At 29.0% G+C, this 19,526-nt stretch carries 18 protein-coding genes; all 18 read left to right on the top strand.

Annotated features, from left to right (window positions below):
- Positions 1 to 13 precede the first annotated feature (13 nt).
- The 18 genes from RDJ14_RS03535 (at position 14) to RDJ14_RS03455 (ending at position 19,448) form a co-directional block, all read left to right on the top strand.
- Positions 14 to 1,030 carry an alpha/beta fold hydrolase gene (locus RDJ14_RS03535; protein ID WP_308149998.1) on the top strand — a complete coding sequence of 339 codons (1,017 nt, stop codon included), beginning with the start codon at positions 14 to 16 and terminating at the stop codon, positions 1,028 to 1,030.
- Positions 1,014 to 2,213, top strand: coding sequence for a methionine adenosyltransferase (metK, locus tag RDJ14_RS03530; protein ID WP_308149997.1), 1,200 nt, complete (start codon positions 1,014 to 1,016; stop codon positions 2,211 to 2,213). The genes RDJ14_RS03535 and metK overlap by 17 nt, the downstream gene beginning before the upstream one ends.
- Before the next feature lie 2 nt (positions 2,214 to 2,215).
- Positions 2,216 to 2,890, top strand: a complete 675-nt coding sequence (locus tag RDJ14_RS03525) for a copper homeostasis protein CutC (RefSeq protein ID WP_308149996.1) — start codon at positions 2,216 to 2,218, stop codon at positions 2,888 to 2,890.
- 218 nt (positions 2,891 to 3,108) lie between these two features.
- Positions 3,109 to 5,442: a hypothetical protein gene (locus tag RDJ14_RS03520; protein WP_308149995.1), complete on the top strand. Its 2,334-nt coding sequence runs from the start codon at positions 3,109 to 3,111 to the stop codon at positions 5,440 to 5,442.
- 346 nt (positions 5,443 to 5,788) lie between these two features.
- Positions 5,789 to 6,559: a 30S ribosomal protein S2 gene (rpsB, locus tag RDJ14_RS03515; RefSeq protein WP_308149994.1), complete on the top strand. Its 771-nt coding sequence runs from the start codon at positions 5,789 to 5,791 to the stop codon at positions 6,557 to 6,559.
- 23 nt (positions 6,560 to 6,582) lie between these two features.
- A complete protein-coding gene (gene tsf, locus RDJ14_RS03510) occupies positions 6,583 to 7,446 on the top strand; it encodes a translation elongation factor Ts (protein WP_308149993.1) in 864 nt (287 codons plus the stop codon).
- Positions 7,447 to 7,461: 15 nt separating this feature from the next.
- Entirely contained in the window at positions 7,462 to 8,019 is a 558-nt protein-coding gene (locus RDJ14_RS03505; protein ID WP_308149992.1) for a hypothetical protein, read from the top strand.
- Positions 8,020 to 8,087: 68 nt separating this feature from the next.
- Positions 8,088 to 8,813, top strand: coding sequence for a UMP kinase (gene pyrH, locus RDJ14_RS03500; protein WP_308149991.1), 726 nt, complete (start codon positions 8,088 to 8,090; stop codon positions 8,811 to 8,813).
- Between the two features lie 626 nt (positions 8,814 to 9,439).
- Positions 9,440 to 9,694 (top strand): phosphate acyltransferase, encoded by a 255-nt coding sequence (locus tag RDJ14_RS05230; protein WP_374047465.1) that lies wholly within the window; start codon positions 9,440 to 9,442, stop codon positions 9,692 to 9,694.
- 11 nt (positions 9,695 to 9,705) lie between these two features.
- Positions 9,706 to 9,990 carry a phosphate acyltransferase gene (locus RDJ14_RS03495; protein ID WP_308149990.1) on the top strand — a complete coding sequence of 95 codons (285 nt, stop codon included), beginning with the start codon at positions 9,706 to 9,708 and terminating at the stop codon, positions 9,988 to 9,990.
- Between the two features lie 13 nt (positions 9,991 to 10,003).
- Positions 10,004 to 11,257 (top strand): acetate kinase, encoded by a 1,254-nt coding sequence (locus RDJ14_RS03490; RefSeq protein WP_308149989.1) that lies wholly within the window; start codon positions 10,004 to 10,006, stop codon positions 11,255 to 11,257.
- Between the two features lie 78 nt (positions 11,258 to 11,335).
- Positions 11,336 to 12,829, top strand: a complete 1,494-nt coding sequence (locus RDJ14_RS03485; RefSeq protein ID WP_308149988.1) for an FAD-dependent oxidoreductase — start codon at positions 11,336 to 11,338, stop codon at positions 12,827 to 12,829.
- A gap of 309 nt (positions 12,830 to 13,138) precedes the next feature.
- The gene (locus RDJ14_RS03480) at positions 13,139 to 14,275 is read left to right on the top strand and encodes an alpha/beta hydrolase (RefSeq protein ID WP_308149987.1); all 1,137 of its coding nucleotides are present in this window, start codon (positions 13,139 to 13,141) and stop codon (positions 14,273 to 14,275) included.
- Positions 14,275 to 15,267, top strand: a complete 993-nt coding sequence (locus tag RDJ14_RS03475; protein ID WP_308149986.1) for a lipoate--protein ligase — start codon at positions 14,275 to 14,277, stop codon at positions 15,265 to 15,267. The genes RDJ14_RS03480 and RDJ14_RS03475 overlap by 1 nt, the downstream gene beginning before the upstream one ends.
- Positions 15,268 to 15,351: 84 nt before the next feature.
- On the top strand, positions 15,352 to 16,509 hold the full coding sequence (locus RDJ14_RS03470) for a thiamine pyrophosphate-dependent enzyme (RefSeq protein WP_308149985.1): 1,158 nt from the start codon (positions 15,352 to 15,354) through the stop codon (positions 16,507 to 16,509).
- A 2-nt stretch (positions 16,510 to 16,511) separates the two neighbouring features.
- Positions 16,512 to 17,552 (top strand): alpha-ketoacid dehydrogenase subunit beta, encoded by a 1,041-nt coding sequence (locus RDJ14_RS03465; RefSeq protein ID WP_308149984.1) that lies wholly within the window; start codon positions 16,512 to 16,514, stop codon positions 17,550 to 17,552.
- Between the two features lie 23 nt (positions 17,553 to 17,575).
- Entirely contained in the window at positions 17,576 to 18,868 is a 1,293-nt protein-coding gene (locus tag RDJ14_RS03460; protein ID WP_308149983.1) for a dihydrolipoamide acetyltransferase family protein, read from the top strand.
- A gap of 349 nt (positions 18,869 to 19,217) precedes the next feature.
- Positions 19,218 to 19,448, top strand: a complete 231-nt coding sequence (locus RDJ14_RS03455; protein ID WP_308149982.1) for a hypothetical protein — start codon at positions 19,218 to 19,220, stop codon at positions 19,446 to 19,448.
- Positions 19,449 to 19,526: the final 78 nt, after the last annotated feature.

Raw genomic sequence — 19,526 nt, 5'->3', positions numbered from 1 at the left:
AACTTAATTAAAAATGAAATGAAATTTTCTTAATTTCTTTATAAAAGATAATGGATTATACTCAATTATCATTGGTATCGTGATATTGCTAACCTTAATAGTATGACGAAAGATAACCATTAGTAAAATTAAAGATAGTGTGGTTCATCAACAAACTGCAGAATTACGTGATCGTGATAAGATTATTATTTTACGTGATTTATACGAAGTGAAAATATTCAAACAAATGGTTGATAAAAGTAAGGTTATTATTATTGGTGTTCATGGTTTACAAGGTCAAAAAGAAGACTTTAAATTATTAAGTGCTTTTTGTAAAAAATCACAACTATCATTAATTTCATATGATCGTCGCGGGATTGGCAAAAATGCTTGTTTTTCCAAATTTAAATCATTAGGAACAGATATTAATGATTTAAAAGATGTGATTAATGCTGTTAAAACTAAGTATCCTAACCAAGAAATTGTTGTTTTTGGTGAATCTTTAGGAGCAGCGATTGCTAGTTATGCTGTTAAAAATAATCCCCAAGTTGCAGCATTAATTATTAGTAACTTAGTTACTAAACGTAATTTAGCGCAACATTCATTATCACTTGTTTTCCGTTATGGTTTTGCTTTTCTGTTTAATAGTAAAATTGAAATGCCGATTTTTATTGATAATCAAGATATTTCTAGTAGCAAAGCACACATTACTAACATGAATCAAAGATACAATGTTCGTCAAAACTGATCATTACGTTTCTTTTTACAATTTAAAAAAATTAATAAAAATAGTATAAATATCATTAGCAATTTAAAACAACAAACTTTAATTTTACAAAGCGCTGATGATGTCTTTAGTGATTTCCACCAGTTAAAAATTAATCATAAATATTGAAAATCTCAACACAATTATGTCTTTCTTTTTGAGGGTAAACATGCTTTAATTAATGAACCTAGTATTAAAGATTTATTTGACAAAGAAATTATGCCGTGAATGGTAAAAAATATTAATATCCAGAAAGGTCCTACTAACAATGAAATCAATTCCTAATATTACTCATCATCTTTTCACTAGTGAATCAGTTGCCCCAGGTCATCCTGATAAAATTTGTGACCAAATTTCTGATGCCATTCTAGATGCTTTTTTGCAACAAGACCCTCATGCTAAAGTAGCATGTGAAGTTTTTATTACTACTGATTTTGTTTTAATTGGTGGTGAAGTTCATAGTCATGCCATTGTTGATTATGAAAAGATTGCTCGTAAAGTCATTGTTGATATTGGTTATGTTAATGACGAAATTGGTTTTAATGGTCACACATGCCAAGTTAAAATTTTAATTCATCAACAATCACCCGATATTTTACGTGGTGTTGATTTAAAAAACCACCAAATTGGTGCTGGCGACCAAGGAATTATGTTTGGTTATGCTTGTCAACAGACACCTGAATATATGCCTTTAGCGCTTGTTTTAGCCCATGCTTTATTGTTACGTGCTAATACTTTAAAACAACAAAACAAGTTTCCTCACGCATTACATGATATGAAAGCACAAGTTACTATTGATCAAAATAATCCTGAACAATTAAAAATACATACTATCTTAATGAGTATTCAACACCAAGCTGACTATGATGAAACTAAATTTAAAAAAATTATTCATGAAGATATTATGCAATTCATTGCTAAAAAATATAATTTAAATGATGATTTTAAATTCTTAATTAATCCCACAGGTAAATTTGTCATTGGTGGTCCTGCTGGTGATACGGGTCTAACAGGAAGAAAATTAATGGTTGATACTTATGGTGGTGCTGCTTGTCATGGTGGTGGTGCCTTTTCTGGTAAAGACCCTACTAAAGTTGATCGCACAGGTGCTTACTATGCTCGTTACATTGCGAAAAATATTGTGGCAGCAAAGTTAGCACAAGTATGTGAAGTGCAACTAGCATATGCGATTGGTACTCCTGACCCCATTGCTATATATATTAATACGCATCAAACAATTATTACTGGTTTAACAGAAGCGCAATTAACTAACATTGTTGTTAAAACATTTGATTGTAGCTTAAAAAATATGATTAATAGTTTGAATTTAACTAAACAAAATTACCAACAATTAGCAACTTATGGGCATTTTGGTAGAAATGATTTACATTTATCATGAGAACAATTAGACAAAGTTGAACAATTACAAAAATATTTACCAAAAAATAAAGTGAAGGAAATTAGTTAACAATGTTTTTAGAAGTTATTGCGACATCATTACAAGATATTGAAAATATTAATAAATCACAAACTGATCAAATTGAACTTTGTGCAAACATGGAATTTGGTGGCTATACGCCAAGATATGATTTAATTGCCCAAGCATGTAGTCTTGCTAAAGCCCCAGTAATGGTTATGGTGCGACACAATAATGATAACTTTGAAGTTGGTGACATGGCATTTAAGCAATTTAAAAAAGATATTGACTTTATTAAAACGACACATGCTGCTGGTATTGTTTGTGGTGTTTTAACAAAAAATAATAGTGTTGATATTAACAAAATGCAAGAAATTATTGAATTAGCAAAACCATTACGTGTAACTTTTCATCGTGCTTTTGATGGATTAAATAATCAAACAAAGGTTTTACAAGAACTAGTTGCTTTAGGGATAACTACTGTATTAACAAGTGGTGGGGCAGATAAAATCACTAATAATATTGCTAATTTCAAAGTTTTGAAAAATCTAAATTTGCCAATTAGAATCCTTGCTGGTGGCGGCGTTAGTATGGAAAATTTACCATTATTTTTAGAAAATGGCATTACTGATATTCATGTTGGTAAGTGTGTTCATAAAAATAATAGTTTTGATAATCCTATTGACCCGATGTTAATTAATAGAATTAAACAAATGGGTAGTAAGTAAGATGTATTTATAATACATCTTTTATTTTGTGAGAAGTGAATATCTAGGTTGGCATCTATTTACTTACTTATGTTTAACTCTTTTTTAGAACATTATGCATATATTATGTAAAGTTAATAGATTTATATACAATCTAGATGAGAAACTAAAGATTGTTTTCAATCCATTATTTTTTTTAAAAGATAATTGATTTTTTTATTTTGAAAGGAAGATAACCAATGATAGGAGTAATAAGTAAAGTTGCAGAAAAGCTATTAAGAGAAATACCACCTGAAATATCAGGATTTTATAAAAAAATAGTTGACATAGTGTCTGAAAAAGAACTTGGTATTGCAACATTAAATCAACAATCAGAAGAACTAGTACTTAAAATAGAAAAAGCAACTAAATATAAAACGAAAATATTAAACGAATTATTATCCAAAATAAATCAGTTGAAAGAACAATTAGAAATTAAAAAAGATGAAGAAATTAAAGAATTAAATAAAAAAATAAAGAAAACTAAAAAAGAAACTGAAATAATAGCATTAAAACAACAAATAACGGAAATAGAAACTGAAATAGTGCCAAAAATAGCAGGGTTCTATCAACAAATGACTGATTTGGAATCTGAAATATTAGAAATTAATCAACAACTAGAAGAAAGCCTAAAAACTGAAAAAATAGAAGCAATTGCAACATTAAACAAGCAAATAACTAAAATAATAAAGAATTTAGGAAATAAAAAGATATCAATAAATCAACAATCAAAAGAACTAGTAACTAAAATATTAGAAATTAATCAAGAACTAGGAAAACTAGCACTTAAATGAGAAAAAAAAACAGAACAATTAAATAAATTAGAAACTGAAAAAGTATCTGAAATAGCAGCAGAAATTAATCAACAACTAAATAAAGAAATAGGTAAGATTATAACAGTAGAAATAGAAGCAATCACAGCTAAAATTGATGTATTAAAGCAAAAATTACCTGAAAAAGCATCTGAAATATTAGAAATTAAGCAACAAGTTAAAGAACTGAAAACTAAAAAATCAGAAGAACTAGTAACTAAAATAATAGAAATTAATCAACAATTAGAAAAACTAGAAGTTAATAAAAATTTTGCAAAAATAAAATTTAACAAAAAAATAAAAGAACTGAAAACTAAAAAAATAGAAGCAATTGCAACATTAAATCAACAATCACCTGAAGTAGAACAATTGAATAAATTAGAAGCTGAAATAGCATCTGAAATAGCATCTGAAAAAAAAACGTTTACTGAACAAGTAAGCACACTAGACAATGAAATAAGGTTTGGAATAGAAAAACTAAATAAAGAAATAGATAAGATTGTAACAGTAGAAATAGAAGCAATCACAGCTAAAATTGATGCATTAAAGCAAAAATTACCTGAAAAAGCATCTGAAATATTAGAAATTAAGCATCAAATAAGTAATATAACATTTGAAAAAGAATTTAAAATAAAAAATAAAGTATTAGAAATAAAGGCAAAAGTAGAAAAAATAGTATGTAAATGAACTGAAAACACAGAAAAATTAAATGAACAAAAAACAAAAATAACATCTAACAAAGAAGAACTCTATGAACAATTAGAAAAACTAGAAGTTAAAGAAACAGAAGAAATAGCAAAATTCTATCAACAAATAACTGAAGTAACAAAATTAAATGAACAAAAAAGTAATATTGTAGCAGAAGAAAAATGTAAAGCAGAAGAAATATCAGCTAAAATTGATGCATTAAAGCAAAAATTACCTGAAAAAGCATCTGAAATAGCAGAATTTTATCAGAAATTTAAAGAACTGAAAACTATAAAAGTAAAGAAAATAGAAAAATTAAATGAAGAAATAACAAAAAAAACAAATGAAGTAGTACCAAAAATAGCAGGGTTCTATCAACAAATGACTGATATAATATCTGAAAAAACATCTAAAAAATTAAATGAAGTAGAAGGATTTAAGATTATAATAAAAGATAAAAGAAATGCATCAATTGGTGATTGTTTGACTCGTATAAAAGAAGAATTAGAAAATTCTGAAGTATTTTCTAATTCAAATATAAACTCTGCTGAATTTGATTCAGCAGGTAATAGTAATAATAAACATTTTACATGAATTGGAAAAACTGCTAATGGATTTAAGAAAAACGTTACAGCATTTTTTCAAGCGATTACAGATAAAGTTACAGAATGTGTAGATAACTTAACATTGGATCAATGCAATAGCAAAAAAAATGATATAGAAAATGAAATAAAAAAACTAGAAGTTAAAAAGCTGGGCAAAGGTTGAAATAATTTTTGAAAAAATCTTTCTTGTGGTATTTTTGATCGAAACGCAAGATTAGATAGAAAGATAGAAAAAAGACAAAAAGAGTTGAGTGAAGTTGAAAAAAAAATGAATGAAATCAATACAAAATCACAAAGTTTTGAGGAAGAACAACCCTCAACTTCTGCAAATTTACGTTCTAGATTAGTTGGAGAATGTAATGCTGAAGCGCAAGTACATATGCCACTAGAAAGTTCCATTCAATTCCCGAATTATAGTCTCAATTGCTAAATCATGACATAAAAAACTGAAAAAATTTAAAGATAGATTCTGCATTAGATTTAATTTGGTTGCTGTTATTCATAATTTAGATTAGTTAAACTTAGTTATGCAAGAACTCTATTTATTAAAATTATATTAATTTTAAAACGTAAGCAGGTTTATAAAACCTGCTTACGTTTTTTTTTTTTTTTTTGTAAAAATATTTTTCTAAATTATCAAAAATATGCTACAATATACACGCTTAATTTAGAATAAAAATAAGCATCACATTTGTGAATTCATTACCTAGTGCTTTTAATTTAAAAGTGGTTAATGTTAGAAGCTAATGGAAGAAAAACAAATTAAAGGAGACATTATGTCAATTGTAACACGTGAACAACTGCTTGAAGCAGGAGTTCAGTTTGGACACCAAACTAAAAGATGAAACCCAAAAATGCGTAAATATATTTTTGGTCAAAGAAATGCTATCCACATTATTGATTTACAAAAATCAATGCGTAAATTAGATGAAGCATACAAATTTGTAAAAGAAATCAGTGAAACTGGCGGGAAAGTTTTATTTGTTGGTACAAAAAAACAAGCTAAAGATGCAGTTAAAGACCTTGCTATTAGTTGTAACTCACCATATGTAACAGAACGCTGATTAGGTGGTTTATTAACTAATTTTAAAACTATTAAAACAAGTATTAAATCTTTAATTGATATTGAAAATAAAGAAAAAAGTGGAGAAATCAAACTTTTAACTAAAAAAGAACAAATTCTTGTCGCCAAAGAAAAAGACCGTTTAGAACGTAATCTTGGTGGTATTAGAAATATGTACAAAATTCCTGAAGCTATTTTTATTACAGATACTATTGCTAATAACATTGCTGTGCAAGAAGCCAAAGTATTGGGAATCAAAGTTATTGCCATTTGTGATAGTAACTCAGATCCAGATGGTATTGATTATATTATCCCTGGTAATGATGACGCTACTAAATCAATTACTTTAATTACAAGTAAAATTGCTGCTGCTATTTTGGAAGGTCAAAGCATTAAACCTGTAGTTGATAAAAAAGAAGAAACTACTGAAACTATAATTGAAAGCATGGATGCTGATAAAGTAGTTAAAACTGAAGAAAAGTAATAAATTAAAGGAGTAAAATTTATATGCCAGATCTAGTAAAAGCTGATATCAAATTAGTAAAAGAATTACGAGCAAGCACTGATTTACCAATGAAAGATTGTATGGAAGCATTAATTGAAAGTAATAATAACTTAGAAGAAGCCCATAGAATTTTAAAAGTTAAAGGACTTGCTAAAGCTGAGAAAAAAAGTGTTAATACGGCAGCTGATGGTATTACTAAAGTGTTAATTGACGGTGATAGAGCTGTAATTGCTGAATTAAATTGTCAAACTGAACAAGTTGCTGCCCTTCAAGAATATAATAATCTATTTAATAAAATTGCAACTACTATTCTAAAATATTCACCAAAAACAGTTGTTGATGCTTTAAAATTAAAATCAAGTTCCAGCGCTGATAACCTTGGTGATGAATTAAAACTTGCAATTGCTAAATTAGGTGAAAATATTATTCTAACACGTTTTGAAATTGTAACTAAAAATAAAGATGAAGTTTTTGGTTCATATGTTCATGGTGGAGGTAAATTTACTTCATTAGTTGTCATTAAAGGTGTTGACAACAAAAGTGATGTGCCTCATAACATTGCAATGCAAATTGTTTCAGGAAATCCTAAATTCATTGACCTTAACAGTATCCCAAAAGCAACTCGTGATAACGAATTAAAAATTCTACAAGAACAAGCTAAAGATGAGAAAAAACCTGCTGCTATTATTGAAAAAATGATTGAAGGTCGTTTACAAAAGTTTTTTGCATCACTAACTATTGTTGATCAAGACTATAGTAAAGACCAAACAATGAAAGTCAAAGACTACTTAACTAAAAACCATGCTACAATTATAACGATGGTACGTTATCAATTAGGAGAAAAAATTGATAATTCCACAAAATAATTAGGAGGTAACAAAATGCTGGACTTTAAAATTATATATTATATTGGATTAGTAATGTTTGTATTGTTACTAGCCATTTTTGGATGAGGATGATTTAGTTTCAATAAACCAAAAACTAATAATAGATTTTTAAATATAAAATTATTAATACCAACTTTAGCAATCGGAGTAATTGGTTTAATTTTATCAATTGTGCCTATTGGCATGCAAGTATGATCATATGATACTGTATTTGTTAAAAATGATCCCACTTTCTTAAGCATTTTAATTATCGAATATATATTCTTAGCTGCACTTTTAATATTAGCTTATGTTTTTAGTTTTGATTTTGGAATTGCTGTTGATGAAACTAACATTTATTTCTTTGGACAAAGTGTAAGTACAAATAAAATTGTTGCTTTAGACCAAAAAAAGCATGTTTTAAAAATTGTTTATGAACAAGGTATTAAAAAAATGAAAAAACGTTTAACTATTATTACACCACAATCTCAATTATTTGTAAAAGAACATTTAGTTCAAAAAATTGTTGATAATACTAAAGATTTAAAATCAAGCGAAAGCAATGATAAATAGTAAAAAAAGCCACAGATTATTTTGTGGTTTTTTATAATGTTAAAAAGGTGAGGAGGGGATTATTAAATATGGAACAATTTAAATATAAAAGAGTCTTATTAAAAATAAGTGGTGAAGCTTTAGGTGGCAACGCTAGTGATTTATATAATAACAAAAGCATTGATAATATTTGTCAACAAATTCAAACTTTAGTAAAAAGCAAAGTACAAGTGGGTGTTGTAGTTGGTGGTGGTAATATCTGACGTGGTGCCAAACAAGGTGAAAATGTTGGATTAAAACGAATTAATGCTGATTATATGGGAATGTTAGCAACCATTATGAATGCTTTAGTAGTAGAATCAAAACTAAAAGCGTTAGGACTAAAAGTTATTGTCCAATCATCATTAGAAATTAACCAAGTAGCAGAACCATTTTATTATAAAAAAGCCATAAGTAGACTTGAAAAAGGTTATGTATGTATCTTTGCTGGTGGTACTGGTTCTCCATACTTTACTACTGATACATCAGCAGCACTGCGTGCTACAGAAATTGATGCTGATGTTTTATTAATGGCCAAAAATGGAGTTGATGGTGTTTATGATAAAGATCCAACAATTAACAAGAATGCTGTTCGTTATGACCATCTAACTTATGAAGAGATTACTAACAAACGATTAAAAGTGATGGATTTAACAGCAGCAACAATGTGCATGGAAGCTAATTTAAAAATTATGGTTTTCGACATTAATGGTGAAAACAATATTATTAAAGCAGTTCAAAATAAAGCTATCGCGACAATTATTAGCAAAAAATAACATTTTGAAAGAACTTATAGCAATATGTTTTAATTTTAGTTTCTAACAGTTATGTTATTTCTTTTGATATAAAAGTCCATGATGGTGGTATAATATTCATTAGCAAACCTTCTTTTTTTATTTTTATACAACTTAATTGTAATAGAAAGTTTGCTAATTTTAATTACGGATTTATTCTCACATGTACGCTAGAAAGAACAAATGTGAAATTCAATTCATTGTTGAAAACATGGTGCAGATTGATGAAATGTATCTTTCACATATGGGTGCTAAGAAACAATGAAGATCTTTGGTTATTGGTATCTATGAAAAATACAAACAGGAAAATCTTTTAAAGTTTGCACGAAAATATATTTCATCTCAATGCTATGTACATATTGCCTCAAAAAAATGATGTAAATACAAACCAAATTGAATTAATGTGAAAACATATACGTAGAATTTTAGGATATACATATCAGACTTTCAAAACAACATGTGCATTTATATATGCTAAAGAATCTGCATATAATAAATTCAACAAAAATCCTAGTTTTGAAGCAACGTTATTGTGTTTAATTTAAAAAAGATGTAGAGAAGAAATCCGTGGGTAGGTATTTTTTCAACATTTATGTAGTAAAATTTTATTGTACATAAAGGAAGAAAAGCTTTTAATTAATAAGATAATTTTTATAAATTTTATTGGAATTTGATTATTAATTAAAATTTCCTGAATCATAAAATTAGTAGATATTGTTAAATCAACAACACACTTTGCCCATCTTTTACAATTTAATCCTATTAAATTAGCTTTATTGTCATACTCAACTGATAAAAGTGGTAGTGGCAAAAGTGCTGATAAAGTTCGTAAATGCTACCGAATTAATAAGTTTCTAAATTAGAAAATGTGCAAGTGGTAGGACCAATTCAATTTGATGCCACTTGAGACCAAGAAGTACGTGGCAAGAAATTACTAAGTGTTAAAATGTCAGGAAATTGTAATATCTTTATTTTTCCTGATTTAAATGCTGTTAATATTGGTTATAAAATTGCCCAATGTCTGGATGGATATAAAGCTATCAGTCCTATTGTGTTAGGTTTAAACCAATCAGTTAATGATTTATCACGTGGCGCTAGTGTTGATGATATTTATTATACAGTGCTAATTACAGTGTTTCAAACTTTAATTAAAAAATAATAAGGAGAAAAAAATGTCAAATCATAATAAAATTTTAGTTATTAATGCTGGAAGCAGTTCTATTAAATTTCAAGTTTTTAGTATTGATGAAACAAAAAATCAACCAACTTTTACAATTCTAGGAAAGGGATTAGTAGAAAGAATTGGTATTAAAGATAGCAATTTTATTATTGAAGTTGCAAATGGTAATGATTTTACAAAACATGAAGGTGTGCAAGACATTAAAGACCATGTCGCAGGAGCACAAGCTGTAATTGATGGTTTAATTAAATACCAAGTAATTGCTAACTTTGATGATATTGCCCGCATTGGTCATCGTATGGTTCATGGCGGACAAAAATTTAATAGTTCTATTGTTCTTGATAAAACAGTTGTAAGTGGCATTGAAGCTTGTATTCCATTGGCACCGTTACATAATCCACCAGCTTTAAAAGGTTTATCTGCCTTTCAAAAATTAATTCCCCATGCTCATCATGTGGCAGTATTCGACACATCATTCCATACAACTATTCCACAAGAAAAGTTTTTATACTCAGTACCTTATGAATGATATACTGACTACGAAGTAAGAAGATATGGTTTCCATGGTATTAGTTATCGTTATATCTTAGAAAAATTAGTGATTGTTATGAACAAGCCACAAACTAAAGTTAATGCTATTGTTTGTCACTTAGGTAATGGTGCTAGTATTTGTGCCATCAAAGATGGTAAAAGTTATAATACTAGTATGGGGTTAACACCACTTGATGGGTTAATTATGGGTTCTCGTAGTGGAATTATTGATCCATCAATTCATGGATACATGTGTGATGTTAAAAAAGGTACAACGATTGCTAGTGTTACGAATGATTTAAATAAAGCATCAGGTTTATTAGGAATTAGTCAACATTCATCTGATTTACGTGATGTCATTACTGCAAGTGAAGATAAAATTCACCCTAAACATATGGAATCACAATTAGCAATTAAAATGTTTGTCCAAAGAATTGCTAATTACATTGTTCAATATGCCAATGACTTACAAAATAATATTGATGCCTTAGTATTTACCGCAGGAATTGGTGAAAACTCATTTATCATTCGTGATTTAGTAATTAATGAAATTAAAATATTAGCATTGAAACTAGTGGACAGTAAAAATAAAGATAAATACGATGATTTTTTACTAATTAGCGATAAACAGTCGCAATTTCCAATTTATAAAATTAAAACTAATGAAGAAATTATAATTTGCCAAGATACATATAATTTACTATTAAATATTTAAAATAAAGTGTTAAAATTAAATATATATTTCCTAGGTATTTAGTATTTAGGAAAATAGAAATCAGGAAGGAAATTTAAAATGGAAAAAAATCCAAAAATTGTTGTAATCGGGATTAATCATGCCGGAACAACTGCTTTAAAAGCAATTATGAAAACTAACCCTAATGCTCAAGTTGTAGCATATGACCGTAATGATAACATTTCATTCTTAGGATGTGGGATTGCCCTATGAGTAGGAAAAGAATTTAATGACTCAAAAGGTTTATTCTATGCTGATGAAGAAAAACTAACTAAACTTGGCGCTAAAGTTAATTTAAATCATGAGATGATTAGTTATAATGGTAAAGACAAAACCATTAAAATTAAAAACATGAAAACTAATGAAATAATCACTGAAACTTATGACAAATTAATTTTAGGTATTGGTTCATGACCAATCTTAAATCCAGGTGGTAAAGAAATTCCAGGTTTAATTGCACATAAAGATGGTGTAATTGTTAAAGATAACTTAAATGGTGTTAAATTAACTAACGGTATTCACTTATCAAAGTTATACCAACATGCTCAAGAAATTATTGCTCATTTAAATAAACCTGAAGTTAAAAAAGTAGTTGTAATAGGTGCTGGATACATTGGTATTGAATTAGTAGAAGCTTTCTACAAAGACAAAAAACAAGTTACTTTAATTGACTTTGAAAGCCGTATTATGCCTCGCTACTATGATGAAGAATTCACAACTGATGTTGAAACAACTATGAAAAATGCAGGTGTAAAGCTACAATTAGGTGAAACTTTACTAGAATTCATTACTAAAGACGATAAAGTATCGCAAGTAAAAACTAATAAAGGAACATATGATGCTGACTTAGTTATTATGGCAGTTGGATTCTTACCAAACACTACTGTTGTAAAAGATGAATCAGGAAAACCACAAATTACTTTAGATGCTCGTGGTGCCATTGAAGTTGACCAATACTTCCAAACTTCAGACCCTAACATTTATGCCATTGGTGATTGTATTAACATTCGTTCAAATGCTTGAAATAAAAACGTTAACATTGCTCTAGCTACTAACGCTGTTCGTACTGGTTTAGTAACTGGCATTAATGTTACAAAAACTAATCCAAAAGAAAGAGTTGCTTTCCCAGGTGTGCAAGGAACTAATGCAATTTCTGTCTTTGGTTGAAAACTTTGTGCTACTGGATTGTCAGAACTTTCTGCAGGAGCTATTTTTGGGAAAGATAAAATTGAAGCCTATTTTTACAAAGATACTGTTTTTCCTCCATTTATGGCAGAAAACCATGAAGTTAAAATTAAAATTATATGAGAAAAAAGTTCTCGACGTATTCTTGGTGCTGAAATTGGTTCAACTCATGATCATACCGAAACTATTTCTATGTTCTCATTAGCTATTTTAAAACAAGTAACAATTGATGAAATCCCATTAGTTGATATGTTCTTCCTACCACATTTCAACAAACCTTATAACTTCGTAACTGCTGCTGCTTTACTAGCAACAGGTTTACTAACAAAAGAAGATATTGCTTATCCAGATCCATATAAGAAAAAATAATTATCTTAGTAATTTATAGTAGACTTATTCCGTAACTAAAATGCCTAGATGTCAATAAAATATTAATTAATTTTATACATGTTATTGTGTTATAATTGTAAAAAACAACGAAATAGACCATTTAAAATTCAATTATAGTTTTTTTACAATTATAGCCATAGCCAATATTAAATTAAACACTGTTAATATTAAATATTGGAGTAATTTTCTACTTGACTTTTTCAAAAACTAGTTATGAGGTAAATCTATTTTATACAAATAATCTGTATAAAATATAAATTTTTGGTCTTTGAAAGGAATAAATAAGTAATGGCAAAAGATGCAAGATATTTAAAACAACGTGCTACTATGACCATACCTATAGAGGAGGTTAAGTATAAAATCGCTTGGTGATTAAAAATAATTTTGTTATTAACTTTTCCATTATGAATTATTCCTTTTTTACTTACTAATGCCGTTTTCGGAAAAATTATGCGCAATACTATGCAAAAATTTCAACGAACAGGACGAATTGAAAATCCTAACTTTGAAAAAATTGACCTTAATAGTTTGGATTTTTATAATCGTGATATGGAATTACAACAAGCCCCCCAATTAATAATTGATGAAGCTAGTTGAAGTATGATGGAACCGCAAGATGTTACGATTACTACTTTCGATAACATTCAATTATCAGCCTTTGTAATTGTTAATCAACGTTCTAATAATAATCATAAATGAATTATTGCTGTCCACGGAAGACAACAAAATCGTTATAGTATTTTATATTTAGTAAAACACTTTTATGAACAAGGTTATAGTATTTTAACTTACGATGCACGAGGCCATGGTAGTAATAATATTAAAGATAGTGTTACTTTTGGTACTAAAGAAGCTGATGACCTATACGCAGTTATTAGGTATCTTAATGGTTTCATTGAAAATCAAGATTTTAATCATGCAATTAGTATTAGTTTAATTGGTAATAGTATGGGTGCTACTACTATTTTAGAAACTATGTGCCGTTTTGAAATCGCCACCTTAGGTGTTAAGTGTGGTATTTTTGATTGTGGATATGATAGTTTTACTCATATTATGAAAGTTATTCCGCAAAAGTATTTTAAAATGTCATGATTTTGAGTTTATTTTGGTTTACAATTTTATTTTAAACATCAAGATAAATTTAAAATCAAAAGTATTAATACTATTAGTAAACTAAAATATTGTGCTAATATGCCTGCTTTATTTATTCATGGTATTGATGATGAAACTGTCCCAGTAGCCATGGCTAAACGTTTATTTGCGAAAAAAATTAGTTATGAACAAACACCAGAAATTAGCGAACTATTAATTATGCCAAAAGCTAAACATGTGCGAGCAATTACTACTGATTACAATATGTATTGTAACATTACATTAAAGTTCGTTCATAAATGAACTACCACTGACCAAGGAGAAACAAAATAATGATATATTATATTAATGATAGTAAAGACCCATATTTCAACTTAGCAACTGAAGAATATTTAATTAGTAATCCTAATATTACTGATGAAATCTTATTGCTATGACAAAACAATAATACAATTGTCATTGGCCGTAATCAAAATACCATTGAAGAAATTAATAATGAATACGTACGTGAAAAACAAGTTAATGTTGTGCGAAGATTATCAGGTGGTGGTGCTGTTTATCAAGACTTAGGTAATTTAAACTTCACTTTTATTTTTAATAAAAACCAAGATAATGCTCGTAACTATGCCCTATTTACGAAACCAATTATTGAAGTTTTACAAAGTTTAGGATTAAATGCCCAAAATAGTGGTAAAAATGATATCGTTATCAATGACAAGAAAATCTCAGGCAACGCGCAATACACATTTAATAATCGCATTTTACACCATGGTACGATCTTATTTAATGTTGATATGCAAATGTTACCAAAAGTATTAAAGCCTGATTTAGAGAAATTACAATCAAAAGGTATTAAATCAGTGCAAGCTCGTGTTACTAACATCTTACCTTTGCTAAAAACCCCATTAACTATTGACCAATTTCAACAATTAATTGTTGAAAAATTACAACATACTAAAAATACTAAAGTTTTAAAATTAACCCCAGAAATGATTAGCGAAATTGAAACGTTAGCTACTAAAAAATATCGTACTTGAGATTGAAACTATGGTAAATCACCAACCTTTGATTTAAAACATAAAACTTTATTCCCTAATAAAGGTACGATCCATGTGTGACTTAATGTGCAAGCAGGAATCATTAATAATATTAAAATTTATGGTGATTTCTTAGGATCAGCAGGTACTGATGAACTAGAACAAAATCTAATTCATCAAAAATATAACGTTCCAACAATTACCAATATTGTTAAAAGCATTGATATTACTGCCATTTTTGGTCAGAATTTTATTGAAGAAGACATCATCAGTAGTATAATAAAATAGAATGTCTAGGCATTATTTTAAAAATTAGTATAATTAAGAGTGCACGCTTGCAATTAACTAAAATATCTAGGAGGAAAAAAATAAATGTGAGTTGAGAAATTCGATAATCCACAACAAGAAATTTTTCAAATATTAAATGAAAAAGGAATTATAAAACCAGATTTTGTTACATATTTAAATAAATTTGATACTAAAATATTATTAACAGCATATGAAAACATGTGTTTATCACGACTACAAGAACAAATGCAAATGGAACTAAACTATGAAAAAGATGACCAAGGTAAAGTTATTTTAAAAAAGGGTCTACCAAAAGTAATTGGAAAAGTCATTAACTTTTTATCATCACGTGGCCAAGAAGGTGTAGAAGTTGCTTACGCTAGTTGCTTACGTAAAGGTATCGATTGATTTGTTCCTGCTTATCGTAACAATGCAGCATGAATTACTGCTGGTTATCCCATTGAAAAATTAATTCAATATTGATTAGGGAACGAAATGGGAAGCCAAATGCCCAAAGGTATTAATATCTTACCAGTTAACATTCCGATTGCTACGCAATATTCTCATGCAACAGGATTAGCTTTTGCTGAAAAATACAAAAAAGGAAAAGGTGTTGTCTTAACAACTATCGGTGATGGTGGAACTTCGGAAGGTGAATTTTTCGAAGCGATTAACTTTGCTGCCATTCAAAAACTACCTTGTGTTTTCTTTGTTGAAAATAACCAATGATCATTAGATACTCCAACATCAAAAGCTACTATGAGTCCAACTTTTGCCCAAAAAGGTTCAGCTTGTGGTGTTCCTAATATTCGTGTTGATGGTAATGATTTTTTTGCTGTTTACTATGTCACACAACAAGCGATTGAAAGAGCTAAAAAAGGTGAAGGACCATCGTTAATTGAAGCTATTACTTACCGTCAAAATGCTCACTCAGCCTTTGATATTAAGAAAGATTACTTCACTGCTGAAGATTACAAAATTGAACAAGAATGATTTAAAAAAGACCCCATTGATCGCATTAGAGAATACTTAAAATCAATTAAGTTATGAGACGATAAAAAACAAGAAGCCTTAGACAAAAAGATTACCAAACAAATTAGTGATGCTATTGTTTGAGCACAAAAAAATGAAAGTGTTGCGATTGATGAAATCTTTGATTACACATTTGAAAAATTAACACCACAATTAGCTGAGCAAAAAGCACAAGCGAAAGCATTCTTCAAAGAAGGAGAGAAAAAATAATTATGAAAAGAAATAATGTCCAAGCTATTACTTTAGCATTAGAGTTAGCTATGAAAAAAAATCCTAATGTTGTTGTTTACGGTGAAGATGCTGGTAACGTCGGTGGTGTCTTCCGTGCGACAAAAGGACTACAAGCCAAATTTGGGGTTAACCGTTGTTTTGATGCTCCAATTGCAGAAGCAGTTATTGCTGGTAGTGCCATTGGAATGGCGATTAATGGTTTAAACCCGATTATTGAAATGCAATTCTCTGGCTTTGCCTTCCCAGCTTTCCAACAATTACTTTGTCATGCTGCACGTATGCGTAACAGAAGTCGTGGTCGCTTCACTTGCCCATTAGTTGTTCGTATGCCTTCATATGATTGAAATAATGGCTATAATGGTGCTTTAGAACACCACTCAGAAGCGATTGAAGCTTTATTCTGTCACATTCCAGGGTTAAAAGTAGTTATGACTTCAAAACCTAATGATACGAAAAAATTATTATTAGCTGCAATTGAAAGTCCAGATCCGGTTATCGTTTTAGAATGTTTAGGAACTTATTTCAATAGTTATACTAGTCGTGATTATACTTATGATGTTCGTGAAGAAGTTAGCGATGATTATGAAGTTGCTGTTTTAGGAAAAGCGAAAGTAATAAAATCATATTCTGCTGCTGATAAACCTGATTTAACAATAGTTACTTACGGTTCAAAAGTTTATGATTGCGAAAAAGCTGTTGAGTTATTAGAACAAAAAGATAATTTAAAAATTGAATTAATTGACTTACAAACATTGCAACCATGAGATGAAGAAACAGTAGTTAATTCAGTTAAAAAAACTGGAAGATTACTAGTTGTTTCAGAAGCCGTTCGTTCATTTTCCGTAGCATCTGAAATCATTACTGTTATTAATGAAAAATGTTTTGAATATTTAGAATGTCCACCAACCCGACTAACAGGTTATGATGTTACTGTACCATTATCAAAAGGTGAAAAATGATTTATCATTAGTCCCGATAAAATTATTGACAAAGTTAAAATAATGATGAACTATCCAGTTTAGTTAGAAGAAAGGGAAGTGAAAATATGGAATTAAAATTTAAAGACATGGATGGAATTGAAGAAGTTACGGTAACTCAAATTCGTGTCAAAGTTGGACAAGATGTGAAAAAAGGCGATGACTTAGTTGATATCGAAGCTGATAAAGCATCTGATACTATCAAAGCCGAAGCTGATGGTAAAGTTTCTAAAATTAATGTTAAAGAAGGTGATAGCATCACTACTGGTAAAGTGGTGATGGAATTTGGTGGCCAAGCAAGTGCTCCACAACCACCTGCGAAAGAAACTTCAAAGCCTGTAGTTGTAGATAAAGTGGAAGTTAAAACAAATCATGAAACACCTGTAGCTAGTGGAGAATCTGCAAAACCAGTTATTCAAACTGGTAAAGTATTAGCAACCCCATTAGCGCGAAGAATGGCTCATGATATGGGTATTGATATGGGAACTATTAAAGGAACAGGTCCTGGTGGTAGAATCTTAAAAGCAGATTTATTAAACGCAAAACAAGGTGGTACAACATCTGTTGCACCAACAGTTGTTCAAACAACAGTAGTACCATCAGCACCAGTTGTGAATCAAGGAATTAACGTTGCTAAAATTGAAAGCTTTGGAAAAGTTGAACATATGCCATTATCTGGAATTCGAAAAGCCGTTGCTAACCAAATGTCATTATCAGTTTATACAGCACCCCATGTTAGTTTAATTATTAATATTGATGCTGAAAACCTAATTCAATTGCGCGCTACTTTAAAAGAACCAGCAGAAAAAGACCCAGATGGAGCAGCAAAACTAACATTTATGCCGTTCTTCGTGAAGGCAGTTGCTAAAACTTTAAAAGAAGATCGTTTTAAACTATTAAACTCAACATTAAATATAGCAGGTAATGAAATTCTTGTTAAGAAATATTATAACATTGGTATGGCTGCTGATACTGATAAAGGATTAGTAGTACCTGTTATTAAAGATGCTGATAAAATTTCATTATTTGAAACAGCACGACAAGTTAATAGTTTAGGTGATAAAGCTCGTAAAGGGTTATTAAAAGGTGATGACATGCAGGGCGGTACTTTCACTATTACTAACTTTGGTTCAGCAGGAATTGAATTTGGTACACCTGTTATTAATTACCCCGAAGTTGCTATTTTAGGATTAGGTATGATGCAAAAAAAACTAGTCATTGTTGATGGTAAAATCATTGAACATAAATTCTTTCCATTATCACTTTCAATTGACCACCGTGTAATTGATGGCGCCCCAGCTGGATATTTTCTAACTCGACTTAAAGAGTTATTAGAAAATCCAACATTAATATTAGCATAAGGAAAATATATCTAGGATTGAATTTTAGGTTTACTAGACCATGATGTAACTAAGAAATTAATAACTATTTTAGAAACTTGCAGTGTAAAAAATACAACTCATATAAATAACAAATTTATATTTTCTTGTATAACAAGTTCATTAGTTGAATAAATAATACATAACTACTTTTAATATCATTAGTATATTAAGAGTAGTTATTTTAATTTTGAAAAGTTAAAAGTCATGAATTATTTTCTAAATTAGCAAGCAAGATAGGTAAAATAAGCTATTTATCATTATATATATAATGATAAATATGAAATGTGTCACTAATAAGTGGTAATTATTATGTAATTCACAAGGATTAATGGCGCTTAACAACATCTTCGTTAAAGAAGGTAAAAAAAGTTATGATGGAACAACATTAGTGCCACAAAAAATTGATTACAATAAAATGCCTAATTGTATTTATACTTTCCCGGAAGTAGTAAGTGTTGGTTTAACTGAAGAGGAATGTAAAAAGGTTAAGTCTAAAATTGTGTGTAAATTTAAAAAAGTAATAAAAAATGAGCCATATACCCCTCCTTATCAAATATAATTAGTTTGAAAATAAAAACTAGATAGGATGAGAAATATATGACTCCATTAAATTTTACAATAGATTCTGAAATAATTA

Source organism: Spiroplasma sp. AdecLV25b (genome assembly GCF_030913225.1).
Classification (GTDB): Bacteria; Bacillota_I; Bacilli_A; order Mycoplasmatales; family VBWQ01; genus Spiroplasma_E.
Note: the sequence above shows the minus strand (reverse complement) of the source record. Positions and strands in the feature narration are given on the sequence as shown.